This is a genomic window from Spirillospora sp. NPDC052269 (genome assembly GCF_040679435.1).
Lineage (GTDB): Bacteria > Actinomycetota > Actinomycetes > Streptosporangiales > Streptosporangiaceae > Spirillospora.
In genome coordinates, this window is record NZ_JBFAUU010000004.1 from 421,236 (window position 1) to 436,143 (window position 14,908).

Sequence of the window (14,908 nt, forward strand, 5' to 3'; positions counted from 1 at the left end):
TTGGCTGCCCTACGGTGAAAGCGAAGCGACGAAACGGTACCGTTCTATCCATCGTGCCGAAGGCGAGCACCATGATCCATCCGGGAATCCGCACGTCACCGCCGTCCCCCGAGGCCGACGAGGACGATCTTCCGCCGCACGAACTGGCCGCCAGGTACGGCCTCACGATCAGCGGGGCCAGACCGGGCCTGCTCGACTACACCCGGCAGGTGTGGTCCAGGCGGCACTTCGTCACGGCCTACGCCACCGCCCGGCTCACCTCGATGTACGCGACCGCGAAGCTGGGCCAGCTCTGGCAGGTGATGACACCGCTGCTGAACGCGGGCGTCTACTACCTGATCTTCGGGGTGCTCATGGGCACCCGGCACGGGGTCGCGCACTTCATCCCGTACCTGTGCACCGGCGTGTTCGTCTTCACCTTCACGCAGTCGACCGTCCTCGCCGGGACGCGCTCGGTCCAGGGGAACCTGAGCCTGATCCGGGCGCTGCACTTCCCGCGCGCGTGCCTGCCGATCGCGCTGACGCTCAACCAGCTGCAGCAGACGCTGTTCTCCACCGGGGTGCTCGCGGTGATCGTCCTGGCGTTCGGGGAGCCGCTCACCGCGCGCTGGCTGCTCGTCCCGGCCGTCCTGCTGGCGCAGACGCTGTTCAACATGGGCCTGGCGCTGGCCATGGCGCGCGTCGGGGCGAAGTTCACCGACGCCGCGCAGCTCGTGCCGTTCGTCATGCGCACCTGGCTGTACTTCTCCGGCGTCTTCTACGCCCTGACCACGCTCACCAAGCACGCGCCCGCCTGGGCCGGGGCGCTGCTGGAGGCCAACCCCGCCCACGTCTACATCGCCCTGACGCGCTACGCGCTGATGCGCTCGGTGCCGACGTCCAGCCTGCCCGCGCACGTGTGGGCGCTGGCCTTCGGCTGGGCCCTGGTGGCCGGCATCGGCGGATACGTCTACTTCTGGAAGGCCGAGGAGGCATACGGTCGTGGCTGAGCAGCGCAAACCTCCGCCCACGGTGATCGTGGAGGACGTCCATGTCGTCTACCGGGTGCACGGATCGGGCACGGGACGCGGCAGCGCCACGTCCGCGCTCGGACGCCTCGCCACCCGCCGCGCCCTGCCGGGGACGCGCGAGGTGCACGCCGTCAAGGGCGTCAGCCTGGTCGCGCGCCGGGGCGAGGCGGTCGGGCTGGTCGGCACCAACGGATCCGGCAAGTCCACCCTGCTGCGGGCGATCGCCGGGCTCCTCCCGCCGGAGCGCGGACGCGTCTACACCGACGGCCAGCCGTCGCTGCTCGGCGTCAACGCGGCCCTGATGAACGACCTGTCCGGCGAGCGGAACGTCGCGCTCGGCTGCCTCGCCATGGGCATGTCCCCAGAACAGACCCGCGAGCGCTACCCCGGCATCGTCGAGTTCTCCGGGATCAACGAGCGCGACGACTTCATTCACATGCCGATGCGCACCTACTCGTCCGGGATGGCCGCCCGCCTGCGCTTCTCCATCGCCGCCGCCAAGACGCACGACGTCCTGCTGATCGACGAGGCGTTGTCCACAGGCGACAGCGGCTTCCAGCGGCGCAGCAAGGAGCGCATCGAGGAGCTCCGCCGGGAGGCCGGAACCGTCTTCCTCGTCAGCCACAACAACGGCACCATCCGTGAGACCTGCGACCGGACGCTGTGGCTGGAGTCCGGCGTCCTCCGCATGGACGGCCCGACCGAAGAGGTCCTGACCGCCTACGAAGACTTCGCCAAGGCACGCCGCTAGGCGGGGCCGCGCTTCCACTTCCGCCCGTGAGCCGACGAGGGGCCTGGGCGAACGCGGTGGCCTGCTCGCGGATCCCGGGTCGTGGTCATATCTCGACGAGAATCAGCTCTCCCTCCTCGCCCAGGGTGTCACGGGCGAGGAGGGAGCGGGTGACGGGTCAGCGGTTCAGCGATCGCCGGGAGCGGCCACGTGGCGGACTGTCTTGAGATCCTCGGACGTCACGGTCCCGGGCCGTACGGTGTGGCAGACGTTGTGGACGTCGCAGTCGGTGGTGAGGTCGGCGTTCGCCACTGAGCGGGAGCCGACCAGTTCGTAGGTCTTGGGGTCGAAGAGGAGGCCGCTGAGGGAGACGACGTGGCGGCCGGTGAGGGTACGGGCGTTCGGGTCGATGGTGATGCCGGGGATCTCCGACAGCGCCCGGTAGAGCGCGGCCCGGGTCGCCGGGGGCGCGCCGACCGGGGAGTTCCAGATCAGGTAGGCCAGCGTCAGGAACTCGCTGCTGCTCCGGTTGAGGGACTCGCTGCTGCCCCGGCTTCCGGCGCGGAGGAAAGGGGTGACGCTGGGGGCGCCGAGGATCGGCTGGACCAGCCTGCCGTCGCCGACGCCGGGGCCGGTGGACGGCAGCTTGGCGATCTCGGCCAGCAGCGCGTGCGGGTCAGTGGGGAGCTTGGCGAGCATGTCGTACGACGCCAGCACGCTGTAGCCGGGAGTCGTGTTCTTCAGGATCAGCTTGCCGTCCTGGAAGAAGGCCAGCTTCCTGCCGTCGGCACGGAGCCACTGGGCGTCGTGCCGCAGCGGCCACCCGGTGCCCACGGTGGTGGACGAGATGTAGAGCCACTGGTGCGGGCCCGGGCGCGGGTTGGGCCGGTTCGCCGCCGCGTCGGCCGCCTTGTCGAGGAAGGTGGTGGCGGCGGTGAGCCGGGTTTGCGTCGCAGGCCGGCTGGTGCCGGTTCCCATGGAGTACACCGCGACCGTGGCGACGGCCGCCGCGGCCACACTCGCCGCACCGGCAAGCCACACGGGCCGTCGCCGCGACGGTGCCCTCACGTGGGTGTGGTGGGCCGTCATCGCGTGGGCGCGGAGGACGGACGGGGCGGGGCGGCGTTCGAAGGCGGCGTCGGCGAGGTCGTCGACCGCCGGCTTCAGGGTGTTGATCACGTCGGTGACCTGGTCGTTCTTCACGGCTTCTCCGTGCTGACTCGGGGGCGGACGGTCGGTTCGGGCGTCGATCTCCCGGCGGCGGACGCGTCGAGGGCCGCGGCCAGGCGGCGGCGGCCCCGGTGCAGGCGCACAAGGAGGGCGGCCCTGGAGCAGCCGGCGACGCGGGCCGCCTCGGCGGGGTCGAGGCCGTGCCACGCGGTCAGCGTGACGGCCTCGGCCTCCTTGGCCGAGAGCGCGGCCAGCGCGGCGAGGGCCTGGTCGCGGGCGATGACGCCGTCGGCGGCGTCCCGGCCGGGGGACGCGGTCTCGGTCAGGACGGCCAGCCGGTCGACCAGGCGCCGGGTGCGGTCGGTGGCGCCGTGCGACTGCCGGGCGAGGTTCCTCGCCACGCCGAGCAGCCACGGCAGCGCCCGGTCCGGGATCTCGTCGACCTTGCGCCACGCGACCGCGAACACCTCGCCGGTGACGTCCTCCGCGGCGTGCCGCTCGACGCGCAGCACGACATAGCCGAACACGCTGCGGTAATGCGTTTCGTAGAGGCGGGTGAACCTGGCTTCGCGCTCGTCCACGCCACCTCCTCTCTGCTCGGGGCCGTAACGCCGAGAAGTCGGAGAAGGCGGCCCAGGATTACGTCAGGGTCACCGGACTCGTCTTGCGCCACGCCGGGCGGAGCCGATTTCCTCAGACGGGTGCAGACAGAACAAACGTCCACACCGAGGGACACCGCGCCCAACGACCACCGGGCGCGCCGCGCCGTCACCGTCTTCCCCGTCCTCGTGCTTCTGGCCGGCGGGCTCGGGCTGCTCATGCCGGACACCCTGCGCGGCGGGAAGGAGGCGGTGCCCTACCTGCTGGGCGTCGTGATGTTCTGCATGGGCCTGACCATGACGGGCCAGGACTTCCGGGGCGTCGTGCGGAGGCCGTGGGCGGTCGGTCTCGGGCTGGTCGCGCACTACGTGATCATGCCGGGCCTGGGCTGGCTCATCGCGAACGCGCTCGGGCTGTCGCCGCAGCTCGCGGCCGGGGTGATCCTGGTCGGCTGCGCGCCGAGCGGGACGGCGTCCAACATCATGGCCTTCCTCGCGCGCGGCGACGTCGCGCTCGCCGTGTCGATCGGCACCGTGTCCACGCTGCTCGCGCCCCTGTTCACGCCCGCGCTGACGCTGCTGCTGGCGGGCGAGTACCTGCCGGTGCACGCCGGGTCGATGGTGACCGACATCCTGAAGACCGTGCTGGTCCCGGTGGTGGCCGGGTTCGTACTGCGGACGGTCGCGGGCGGGCTGGTCAGGCGGATGGCGCCGGTGCTGCCGTGGGTGTCGGTCGCGGCGATCGGCGTGATCGTGGCGATCGTCGTCGCGGGCAGCGCCAGGACGATCACCTCGGCGGCGGGCGTGGTGTTCCTCGCGGTCGTCCTGCACAACGGGTTCGGGCTGCTGCTCGGCTACCTCGCCGGACGCGCCGGACGGCTCGGCGAGCGCGGCGGCCGCGCGCTGACGTTCGAGGTCGGGATGCAGAACTCCGGGCTCGCCGCGGCGCTGGCGACCGCGCACTTCAGCCCGCTCGCGGCGCTCCCGGCGGCGATCTTCTCGGTGTGGCACAACGTCACCGGGGCGCTCGTGGCGGCCTGGTTCTCGCGCCGTCCCGCCGAGGACTGACCGGATTTCCGGGGTTCCTGACCGTTTCCCGGATTCGCGGGCACGAAGGGTACGGGTCGCGTCACCATGAGTTCATGGACACTCGGGTACGGGACGGCCGGCGGTGAACGTCGGGGCGTTCCCGCTGATGCGCGGCTTCGACACCATCAACGTCAGCACGGAGCTGGAACCGATGGCGGCGATGCGGGACGCGGACCTCGGGGAGCGGATCCGCGCCTTCCCCAAGATGCTGCCCGGCGGGTCGCCGGACTTCGGCAGCGCCGAGCAGCACGGCGACGGCTGGTGGGTGCTGTGCACGGGCGCGAGCGATCCGTGCTCGGCGCGCGTCGACCTGGCCTCGACGCTGCGCAAGTCCGCCGGTGCGGTGGAGGGGCCGGTGGCGCGCGGGGTGCGGCGCGAGCGGGACGCGTCGACCGTCCGGGCGATGCTCGCGGCGGCGGGCCGGCTCGATCCGGAGGACGGCGAGCAGCTGCCGAAGGACGAGTGGGAGATCGGCGAGCGCCGCTACCGGATGATCCGGATCGAGAAGTTCGTCCTGATCAACTCGGACGGGATGGAGCCGCCGCGGTCGAGCGACGCCGAGCCGCCGGACGAGTCGTCCCTGCTGCGCGGGCATCCGATCGACCCGGCCGCGCCGGCCGGGTTCTGGGAGGCGCAGCTGCGCCTGAACCTGACCTCCTTCGGGCCGATCCCGGGGACGATGCCCGAGCAGGTGGAGGCCGAGGCGCGGCACGCCTGCCGGACGCATCCGGGCGTCGTGATGCTGCCGCCGACGTTCTCGGTCGTGGAGGTCACGGCCGGGGGCGGCTGGGAGCCGCTGACCGGCGGGCACGGCCCGGCGAGCGCCAAGGAGCGGCTGAGCGGGCACTTCACCCAGCTGCTGCCGATGCTGCGCGAGTTCCAGGGCGACCCGCCGTCCGAGGAGGAGCTCGCCGACTGGACGTCCGCCGCGGCGCGGATCGACGCGGGGCCCGGGCCGGAGTGGAACGTCACGATCTGCGGTGAGTCACGGCGGTTCCGGATCGTCCGCATCGGCCGGATGATCCGCGTCGGCCGGGACGGCCCGGAGCCGCCCCGGCCGTCCGACCAGGAGCGCTACGGCTGACGCTTCCCCGGAGGGCGCGTCACCAGAGGTCGGCGAGGTCCACGGCTCCGGCCATGACGCGGGCGCCCTCGTCGTTGAGGTGCATGCCGTCGCCCGCGTCCAGGTCGGGGCGGATGTAGCCGGGGGCGTCCGGGTCCTCGACCGCGCGGGCCGAGTCGAAGACGCCGTCGAAGACGTCCGCCGTGCGGATCCACTCGTTGACCACGCGGCGGATCTCGAGCCCCTCGGGCGAGCTGACGCCCTCGTAGATCGCGCCGCCGAACGGCCCGATCGTCCCGGCGATGACGCGCAGTCCCGCGGCGTGGACGCGGACGGCCAGCTCGGTGAACCCGGCGATCAGGTCCTCGGCCGTGGGCATCGGCAGGCCGTAGGCGCCGGGGAAGCCGAGGTCGTTGATGCCGAAGTGGATCAGGACGTGCGTCGCGCCCGGCACCGACAGGGCGTCGCGCTCCAGCCGGGACAGCGGGCGCTCGCCGATCTCGTCGGAGAGCAGGCGGTTGCCCCCGATGCCCTGGTTGACGACCCAGCCGCGGTCGAGTCGGTCGTTGAGGGCGTCCACCGAGCGGTGGTCGCCGCCGACCGTCGTGCCCGTCCCCCCGAACCAGGAGTCGCCGAACGCGACCGCGACGGGCGTCCCCTCCGGCGCGAGGACGTCCACGCCGGTCACGAAGACGCGCGTCTCGAAGGTCTCCGGCGCGTCCAGCTCGACGGCGGCGGTCTGGTTCCCGGACGCGGAGTACGAACGCTCCATCGGCATGTGCGAGTGGGTCGCGAGCCCGGTCTCCTCCGGGAGGTAGAGGCTCAGCGACAGCAGGTTGCCCGCCTGGACGGCCAGCGGCACCTCGTCGCTGACGATCTCGCCGCCGGGCGGGATCGTGACCTCGGCCCGGCCGTCGAACCGCAGCTCGCGGTCGGTCTCGGGGACGATCGCGTCGGTCTTCGCCTGGAGCGCGACGCGGGCCGCGCCGATCCGCAGCGGGGTCCGCCCGAACCGGTTGGTCAGCCGGACCCGGATCCGCTCGCCGCCGCCCGCCAGCAGCAGCGGCTCTCGGACGGTCTGGTCCGCGAACCCGCGCGGCTCCACGAGCTGGAATTTCTCGTAGGGGCTGATCACGGCCGAGCGGAAGCCCGCCACCCACTGCTGCGACATGTACGCCTCGCCTCGTTCGTCCCAAATGTCGACCTTGGAAACCCGGGACGACCGGCGCTGATTCCCGGTTGGCCGGGGTCGGTCGCGAATTCCGCCGAGATCTGAGGACGTTCCATGACGTCCCGCGTAATCGCCGCGCCACGGGGTCCGGCGGCAGGCTCACGGTCATCAGCGAAACAGCAACTCGCAGGAGCGCGACATGACCGCCGTCTCGGCACCGCCATCGGCCCCCGCCCGGGCGGCCGCCGCCCCCGGCTGGGGGACCCTGCTCGTCCTGCTCAGCGGGATCTTCATCACCACCCTCGACTTCTTCATCGTCAACGTGGCGATCCCCGCCACCCAGCGGGACCTGCACGCGACCCCGTCGCAGATCCAGTTCGTCGTCGCCGGGTTCGGCGTCGCGCTCGCCGCCGGGCTGATCACCGCGGGCCGCCTCGGCGACCTCTACGGACGGCGCCGGATGTTCGCCGTCGGGCTCGCGCTCTTCACCCTCGCCTCGGCCGCCTGCGCGGAGGCGTCGTCCGCCGGAATGCTGATCGGCGCGCGGGTCGCGCAGGGCGTCGGCGCGGCGGTCCTGATGCCGCAGGTGCTCGGCATCCTCAACACCGTCTACACCGGCGCGGCGCGGGCGAAGGCCTTCAACGCCTACGGGGTCGCCATGGGCTTCGGCGGGGTGTTCGGGCAGCTCATCGGCGGTGTCCTCATCAAGGCGGACGTGCTCGGGATGGGCTGGCGCGCGATCTTCTGGATCAACGTCCCGGTCGGCGCGGCGGCGCTCGCGATGATCCCCCGGCTCGTCCCGGAGTCCCGTGCGAACGGCGCGTCCCGGCTCGACCCGATCGGCACCGCCCTCGCCTCGCTCGGCCTCGTCGCCATCGTGTACCCGCTCGTCCAGGGCCGTGAGCAGGGCTGGCCGATGTGGACCTGGGAGTGCCTCGGCGCTGCGGTCGTCCTGCTGGCCGCCTTCGCCCTGCACCAGCGCCGCGCCGCGAACCCGCTGGTCTCCCCAGCGCTGTTCCACCACCGCTCGTTCCCGGTCGGCGCGCTCGTCGCACTGGTCCAGGCCATGACCACGGGCGCGTTCTTCCTGACCCTCGCCCTCTACCTGCAGCTCGGACGCGGGCTGTCGGCGCTGGAGTCCGGCCTGATCTTCCTCCCGCTGGGCCTCGGCTACTTCGTCTCCTCGGCGCGCGCCGGGGCCATCGCCGAACGGCTCGGACGGCAGACCGTCGCGATCGGCGCGTTGGCCATGGCCCTCGGCTACGGGATCCTCGCGGCCACCTCGGCCGAGTTGGGCATGCACGGCACGGTCGCATGGATCATCCCCGGCTCGGTGGTCGCGGGCGCCGGGATGGGCCTGGTCATGGCGCCACTGCCCGCGCTGGTCCTCAGCCGCGTGGACGCCGAGCACGCGGGCGCCGCGTCCGGTGTGCTGAGCACCGCGCAGCAGGCGGGCGGCGCGATCGGCGTCGCGCTCGTCGGGGTCGTCTTCTACGGCGCCCACGGCGGCGTCCCGCACGCCTTCACCGCCGGGCTGGTCTTCCTCCTCGTCCTGGACGTCCTCGCCGCGGCCCTTGTGCAGGCCCTCCCCAAGGCCCGGTGAGCCCGGCCGACGCACGAAGGGCCCCGCCGATATCGGCGGGGCCTTTCCCATGTCGGTCAGTTCCAGCGGACGGCGGTCGCGGCCCAGGTGTAGCCGGTCCCGGCGGCGAGCAGCAGCGCGACGTCGCCCGAGGTCAGCAGGCCCGCGCGGGCCGTCCGGTCGAGGGCGAGCAGGGTGTCGACGCCGCTCATGTGGCCCGTGTCGTCCAGGTAGAGCGTGCGCTCCTCGGGGACGCCGAGGGTGTCGAGCAGCGCGCCGTGCATCGACCGCTTCATGTGCAGGACGCAGAGTCGCGCCACGTCCTGCGGTGTGAGGCCGGAACGCTTCAGCGCGCCCTCGGCGACCGCGAGGAAGTTCGGCAGCGAGACCTTGTCCAGGCCCTCCTTCATGGACGCGGGGTCGGCGACGTCCAGGAAGTGCCGTCCGGCGTCGACGGTCGCGCGGCTGGCCGGTTCGACGCTGCCGCCCGCCGGGACCCGCACCTGGTGCGCGAACGAACCGTCGGTGACCATGTCGGAGGCGAGCACCTCGGCGACGCCCTCGTCCCGTCGCAGCAGCGCCGCGGCCGCGCCGTCCCCGAAGGTGAACGCGAAGCGCGAGCGCTGGTTGGCGTAGTCGAGCAGGTACGACTCGCGGCACGCCCCCACCGCGAGGACGTTCCGCAGGTGCGGTTCGGCGATCATCAGGTCGCGGCACACGCGCAGCGCGACCGGGGCCCCGCAGGACACGTAGTCGAGTTCGAGCGCGAACGCGTGCCGCGTCCCGAGCAGCTCGGCGACGCGCGGCGCGGCCTGCCAGACCGGGTGGTCCTTCCAGGTGGAGCCGAAGTAGACGACCGCGTCCACGTCGGCGGGGTCGGTTCCGGTCTCCGCAAGGACGCGCGCGCCGACCGTCGCGGCCATGTCGCTGACGTGCTCGTCCGGCCCGGCGACGTGCTTGCCGCGCAGGCCGAAGCGGTCGACGATGACGTCCTCGGGGACGCCGCTCGCGGACGCGATCTCGGCGGCCGTCATGACGTGTTCGGGCAGGTAGGAAGCGGTTCCCGCGATGAGGACGCTCACGCCTCCTCCCCGCGCGGGTGCTGGCGGGCCATGACGAGCGCCTCGCCCTCGCAGACGACGCGGTCGCCGACGGACGCGACGGTCCGCAGGTCCACGAGCGCCTTCTCCGGACGGACGGCCGTGATCACGACCTCCGCGCGGACGGTCTCGTCCGCGCCCACCCGGCCGGGGAAGTCCATGCGCTGCTTCAGGTACATCGTCCCGTTGCCCGGCAGGGACGTGCCGAGGAGCGTGGAGAACATCCCGGCGATCAGCGGCTCCGGAACCGCCTCGCCGAGCTCGTCGCCGGTCAGCTCGGCGTATCCGGCCAGGTCGGCTCGGGTGAACGCGCGGGTGACCTCGGCGCGGCGGCCGACGGCCCCGTCCCACCAGGTCGCGGGCTTCCCCCGGGTCACTTGGTCTCTCCTTCGAACTCGCAGACGGTCGTGCCGTCGCCGCGCGCGACGGTCGCGGTGACCGTGGTCCCCAGGGCGTGCGCGGTGACGGTGACGCGCTGCCCGGCGCGGGTCGGCGCGGGGAACCTCAGCGTCGTGGCGGCCAGGTCGGCGCCCGGGCGGCGCCGCCGGATCGCGGTCCTGATCAGGGAGTACAGGAACACGCCGTGCGCGACCGTCCCGCCGAAGACGGTGGTCGCCGCGTACTCCGGATCGACGTGGATCGGGTTGTCGTCGCCGCTCAGCTCGGCGAACCGGTCGAAGTCGGCCTGCTCGACGGTGAACTCCTCCGTCCACGTCTCGGGACGGAGCCGCGCCTTGAGGATCTTCCCGGTGGCGTTGCGCGGCAGCGCGTCCACGGTCTCGACGCGCTTGGGCACCTTGTACGCGGCCAGCCTCTCGCGGCAGTACGCGCGGATCCCGTCCTCGGTGACGGGCGCGGCCGTGACGAGGACGGCCCGTCCGACCTCGCCCCAGCGCTCGTCCGGGACGCCGACGACGGCGGCCTCCCGGACGTCCGGGTGGGTGAGCAGGACGGTCTCGACCTCGGCCGGGTACACGTTCTCGCCGCCCGAGATGTACATGTCCTTCACGCGGTCGACGATCGTGTAGTAGCCGTCCGCGTCGCGGCGCGCGACGTCGCCCGTGCGCAGCCAGCCGTCGGCGGTGAACGCCGCCTCGGCGGGCAGGCCCCAGTAGCCGGGCGTGACGCCGGGCCCGCGCACGAGCACTTCGCCCTCGTCGCCGCCGCCGTCCAGCCGGACCTCGGTGAACAGCTGCGGCTTGCCGACCGAACCGGCCTTGACCAGCGCGTTCTCCGTGTCGATGAGGAACAGCGTCGGCCCGGTCTCGGTCATGCCCATGCCCTGCCGGACGACGATCCCGCGCTCGGCCAGCTCGGTCAGCAGCGGGACGGGCATCGACGCGCCGCCGGACGCCCACGACCGGACGCCCGCCAGGTCCGCCTTGGCGAAGTCCGGATGGTCGCGCAGCATCTGGTACATCGTCGGGACGCCGAAGAACGCGGTCGCGCGGGTCGACAGGAGCTCCAGCGCGGCGGACGGGTCGAACTCGTGCTGGACGATCGCCGTCCCGCCCGCGAGCAGCGTCGGCAGCGTGTACAGGTTGATGCCGCCGGTGTGGAACGTCGGCAGCGCGTTCAGCGTGGTGTCCGCGCTGGTCAGGCCGACGGCGACGCCGATGTTGAGGTGGTTGGCGACGGCCATGCCGAACGTCTGGATCACGCCCTTGGGCCGTCCGGTCGTCCCCGAGGTGTAGAGCAGGTACCAGGGGTCGGACTCGCCGTGCCACGCCTTCGGGCCGACGGCCCCGCCCGCGTCCTCGGCCAGGTCGCCGATGCGGGCGAACCGGCCGTTCAGCCGTCCGGCCGCCTCGGCGCGCGCGTCGTCGGCGACCAGCAGGACCGGCGCGCAGTCGGCCATGACGACGGTCAGCTCGTCCACCGACAGCCGCCAGTTCAGCGGAACCATCAGCGCGCCGAGCCGTCCGCAGGCCACGAGCAGCTCGATGACCTCGACCCGGTTTCCGGACAGGACGGCCACCCGGTCGCCGGGCCGCACGCCGTGCTCCTCGCGCAGCCGCCAGGCGGTGCGGGCGGCCCGCTCGGACGCCTCGGCGTAGGTGAACCCGCGTCCGCTGAGCGTGTCGACCAGGGCCGTGGCGTCCGGCGACAGGCCCGCGCGCACGCCGAGCAGGTCAGGGATGTCCACGAATATGTCTTCCTTCTGGAACTACCGGCTTCTGGAACTACTGGATGTGGGTGATGCGGTTGGAGATCAGGGAGTCCACGAAGACGCCCGCGCTCGTCCGCACGACGTGCTGGACGGCGAACATGCCGCCCGGCCGCGTGCCGAGGTGCGTGTCCACGTAGTAGCCGCGGAACGCGGGGCTGATCTGGCCGTTCGCGCCGGGGGCCAGGCCCGTCGGGTCGGCGTAGTCGCGCGCGATCATCGCGTAGCCGTCACCGACGAGCATCCCGCCGCCGTTCGGGGCGAGGCTGATGCCGGTCGGGAGGAAGAACTCGTCGGCGGTGATCGACGCGGGGTGGTCGTAGGTGCCGCCGCCCTTGCCGATCTTCCCGACGTGGTTCCCCGTCGCGGCGTCGAAGACCTGGACGCGCTGGTTGCGGCGGTCGACCGCGTAGACGCGTCCGCCGCCCGCCGTGACGTCCTGGATCTGGTCGAACGTGCCGGACGCGCCCTCGCCGTAGAAGTTCGGGCCGAGCTTCCAGGTCGCGGACGCCGCGGAGTCGGTGCCCTTCGACGCGTCCGCGCCGCCCTTCACCCACGCGAGCGTCAGGTCGGACGAACTCCGGTCGAACCGGTACAGGTAGCCGCCGTTGGACGTGACGTACACGGCCGTCCCGTCGATCTTCACCGCGACCGGGAAGTTCCCCGAGGTGAAGCTCATCTTGGACGCGCCGGACGTCCGGTACGACAGGTTGAACACGGTCTTCTGCGTGCCGTCCGGCGCGTAGATCCGCAGCGAGCTGTCGCCCGTGTAGGGGTAGGGCAGCGCGGCGTCGGCGGCGACGAGCACGCCGACCTCGCCGTTCGCGACGCTGAGGCCGGTCGAGCCGTAGGAGACGTCCGCGAACTTGCCGAGGTACTTGCCGTCCAGGCCGTAGTTGTGGACGACCGAGTTCGGGACGTCGGTGACCAGCAGCGACTCCGGCTTGCCGTCGTGGGCGGGCAGGTCGTCCAGCGCGCCCGCCGCGTGCAGCTGGCCGGGCAGGTCGCGCGGATGGCCCCAGAACTCGTTGCTGGTGGCCGTTCCGACGCCCTCCGAAACCGAGCAGCGCAGGATCGTGGTGCCGGTCGAGTTCTCCCAGCACTTCTTGATCCGGTGGTTGCCGGTGTCGCTGACCAGCAGCACCTTCGCGCCCGTGTAGTAGACGCCCCACGCCCAGATGTTCTCGGTGACGCGCGTGCCGTCCGGCTTCTCGACCGGGACGACGTCGTTCGGGAGCTGGAACGCCTGGTCCTCGTTGAGCGCGGTGGCGGGCGTCCGCATCTCGACCTGGTGGATGCCGAGGTGCCCGTACGCCCAGGTCGCGGGCGCGTCGGCGCTCTTGGACGAGCGGTAGGCGACCGTCCCGCCGGCGCCGGTGTTGGCGAACTTCAGGATGCGTCCGCCGAAGCTGTCGGCGATGTAGAGGTTGCCCGCCGCGTCCGTCCGGACGCCGCGCGGGCGCTTCAGGTGGTCGCTACTACCGCTGTTGCTGAACCGTCCGAGGATGTCGACGAGGGTGAGCGCGCCGTCCGTCCCCACCTGGAAGATCTTCACGCGGTTGTTGCCGTTGTCGGCGACGTAGAGATAGGTGTGGCCGCCGTCCGGAGACCGCCAGTACGTCATGCCCTGCGGGATGCGGAAGCCGTCGCGCTTGAGCGGCGCGCTGGAGTAGTCGTCGTAGTTGGTGGAGTTCGTCCCGTAGTCCTTGTCGGTGCCCGGGATGATCGGACCGCCCTGGCCGCCGATCGTCAGGACCGGCTGCGCCGTCCAGGTCGCGGGGTCGAGCTTGAAGCCCTTGACGCGGTGGTTGAACTCGTCTGAGACGTACATGAAGCCGCCGGGCGTGACGCTGAGGTTGCGCGGCATCCGCAGCTGGTCGCCGCCGCCCGTCCCCTCGGTGCCGTAGGACGTGACGTACTGGAACTTCGCCGGGTCGGACGGGTCGGTCCGGAAGAAGTGCAGCTTGGACACGCCGACGTCGTTCACGTACAGCCCGGCGAGCCGGGCGTCTCCGGCCTCCGACTTCGACAGGAAGGAGATCCCGAGCGGCGCGGTGATCTTCGGGACGGACGTGGCCGGGCTGTCCGAGGCGAGCGTCGCGGTCCCGTCGTCGAGCTTGCCGATCATCTTGCCGTTGAGGTCGAGCACCCGGATGACGTGCGCGCCCATGTCCGCGACGTACACGCGGGCCTTGGCGGGATCGCCGGTGATGCTGTCCTTGTCGGTCGTGACGGTCGTCGGGCTGTCGAACTGGTACTTCTGGTTGACGGCCTCGCCGGTCAGCTCGGACGACCGGTCCTCGTCGGCGAACGTCGTCACGGTCGCCGCGTGCGCCGGCGAGGGCGCGACGGCCAGTCCGGCGGTCAGCGCGGCCAGCAGGCTCGCCGCTCCGACACGGTTGCTCAGGATCCTCATGCACGGCCTCCCAGGAATGCGGACATGCCCTCGCGGGCCTCGGGCGTGGCGATCTGCGCGACGAAGGCGCGGCGCTCGGCGTCCAGCCGGGCCGCGATCCCGCCCACTCCGGCGGTATGGGCGTCGGCGTTGAGCAGGCGTTTGGTGACCGCGACGGCGCGCTGCCCGGCGGCGCGGAGCGCGGCGTCCCGGGCGGCCTTCCGGACGTCGTCCTCGATCCGGTGCGCCAGGCCCCAGGCCACGGCGTCCTCGGCGGACACGGTCTCGTTGAGGATCTGCACGGCGGACGCGCGGGCCGTCCCGATCCGGTGCGGGAGCAGGGCCGTCCAGCCACCGTCCGGGCCGTAGCCGACGGTGGTGTACCAGGGCGCGAACGACGCGTCCGGGGAGACGAGCACGATGTCGGACGCCAGGACCAGCCCGAGTGACCCACCGGTCACCCGGCCGTGGACGGCGGCGACGACCGGCAGGTCGAGGCGCAGCAGCCGCAGCACCGCCGCGTTCAGCAGCCCGACGATCTCCTCGGCGTAGCGGACGAGCTCGTCGCCCTCACGGCGGGCGAACTCGCGGACGTCGCCGCCCGTGGAGAACGACGGCCCCTCGGCGGCGAGCACGACGGCGCGCACCCGGTCGTCCGCCGCGACCTCGTCCAGCCGCGCGAGCAGATCGCGCAGCAGTTCCGGGACCAGGCTGTTATGCCGGTCCGGCCGCCGCAGCGTGAGCGTCGCGACCGGGCCGACGCGTTCCCGTCCGACCGGCAAACCCGCCACCGCCTTCCAACATGAGAGGTGATTCACCTCGCAGTCTTGGA

The 14,908-nt window shown here is 72.3% G+C and carries 13 protein-coding genes; 5 read left to right on the forward strand and 8 right to left on the reverse strand.

Annotated features, from left to right (window positions below):
- Positions 1–71: 71 nt before the first annotated feature.
- Both AB0L06_RS10880 and AB0L06_RS10885 read left to right on the forward strand, forming a co-directional pair.
- Complete coding sequence (locus AB0L06_RS10880) at positions 72–989, forward strand: ABC transporter permease (protein ID WP_500230754.1); 918 nt, start codon at positions 72–74, stop codon at positions 987–989.
- On the forward strand, positions 982–1,761 hold the full coding sequence (locus tag AB0L06_RS10885) for an ABC transporter ATP-binding protein (RefSeq protein ID WP_500230755.1): 780 nt from the start codon (positions 982–984) through the stop codon (positions 1,759–1,761). The genes AB0L06_RS10880 and AB0L06_RS10885 overlap by 8 nt, the downstream gene beginning before the upstream one ends.
- 165 nt (positions 1,762–1,926) lie before the next feature.
- On the opposite strand, the gene AB0L06_RS10890 is transcribed toward AB0L06_RS10885, so the two are convergent.
- Together AB0L06_RS10890 and AB0L06_RS10895 are read right to left on the reverse strand one after the other, a co-directional pair.
- A complete protein-coding gene (locus AB0L06_RS10890) occupies positions 1,927–2,943 on the reverse strand; it encodes a CU044_5270 family protein (protein WP_500230756.1) in 1,017 nt (338 codons plus the stop codon).
- Positions 2,940–3,491: an RNA polymerase sigma factor gene (locus AB0L06_RS10895; protein ID WP_500230757.1), complete on the reverse strand. Its 552-nt coding sequence runs from the start codon at positions 3,489–3,491 to the stop codon at positions 2,940–2,942. Before AB0L06_RS10895 ends, AB0L06_RS10890 begins: the two co-directional genes overlap by 4 nt.
- 120 nt (positions 3,492–3,611) lie before the next feature.
- On the opposite strand from AB0L06_RS10895, the gene AB0L06_RS10900 reads away from it, so the two are divergent.
- Positions 3,612–4,577, forward strand: coding sequence for a bile acid:sodium symporter family protein (locus AB0L06_RS10900; protein ID WP_500230758.1), 966 nt, complete (start codon positions 3,612–3,614; stop codon positions 4,575–4,577).
- 103 nt (positions 4,578–4,680) lie between these two features.
- Positions 4,681–5,682 (forward strand): DUF5954 family protein, encoded by a 1,002-nt coding sequence (locus tag AB0L06_RS10905; protein ID WP_500230759.1) that lies wholly within the window; start codon positions 4,681–4,683, stop codon positions 5,680–5,682.
- 19 nt (positions 5,683–5,701) lie between these two features.
- Here AB0L06_RS10905 and AB0L06_RS10910 read toward each other — a convergent pair whose 3' ends face one another.
- Positions 5,702–6,832, reverse strand: a complete 1,131-nt coding sequence (locus AB0L06_RS10910; protein WP_500230760.1) for a GDSL-type esterase/lipase family protein — start codon at positions 6,830–6,832, stop codon at positions 5,702–5,704.
- A 199-nt stretch (positions 6,833–7,031) separates the two neighbouring features.
- Here AB0L06_RS10910 and AB0L06_RS10915 point away from each other — a divergent pair, with 199 nt between their 5' ends.
- Positions 7,032–8,435, forward strand: a complete 1,404-nt coding sequence (locus AB0L06_RS10915) for an MFS transporter (protein ID WP_500230761.1) — start codon at positions 7,032–7,034, stop codon at positions 8,433–8,435.
- 56 nt (positions 8,436–8,491) lie between these two features.
- Here the strand turns inward: AB0L06_RS10915 and AB0L06_RS10920 are convergent, their stop codons facing one another.
- From AB0L06_RS10920 to AB0L06_RS10940, 5 genes are read right to left on the reverse strand one after another with little or no spacing between them, the layout of a single operon-like run.
- Complete coding sequence (locus AB0L06_RS10920) at positions 8,492–9,496, reverse strand: 3-oxoacyl-ACP synthase (RefSeq protein WP_500230762.1); 1,005 nt, start codon at positions 9,494–9,496, stop codon at positions 8,492–8,494.
- Positions 9,493–9,891, reverse strand: coding sequence for a hotdog family protein (locus tag AB0L06_RS10925; RefSeq protein ID WP_500230763.1), 399 nt, complete (start codon positions 9,889–9,891; stop codon positions 9,493–9,495). The genes AB0L06_RS10920 and AB0L06_RS10925 overlap by 4 nt, the downstream gene beginning before the upstream one ends.
- The gene (locus AB0L06_RS10930) at positions 9,888–11,660 is read right to left on the reverse strand and encodes an AMP-binding protein (RefSeq protein WP_500230764.1); all 1,773 of its coding nucleotides are present in this window, start codon (positions 11,658–11,660) and stop codon (positions 9,888–9,890) included. The genes AB0L06_RS10925 and AB0L06_RS10930 overlap by 4 nt, the downstream gene beginning before the upstream one ends.
- 37 nt (positions 11,661–11,697) lie before the next feature.
- Positions 11,698–14,097: an NHL repeat-containing protein gene (locus AB0L06_RS10935; protein WP_500230765.1), complete on the reverse strand. Its 2,400-nt coding sequence runs from the start codon at positions 14,095–14,097 to the stop codon at positions 11,698–11,700.
- Positions 14,094–14,867, reverse strand: a complete 774-nt coding sequence (locus AB0L06_RS10940; RefSeq protein WP_500230766.1) for an enoyl-CoA hydratase/isomerase family protein — start codon at positions 14,865–14,867, stop codon at positions 14,094–14,096. The genes AB0L06_RS10935 and AB0L06_RS10940 overlap by 4 nt, the downstream gene beginning before the upstream one ends.
- Positions 14,868–14,908: the final 41 nt, after the last annotated feature.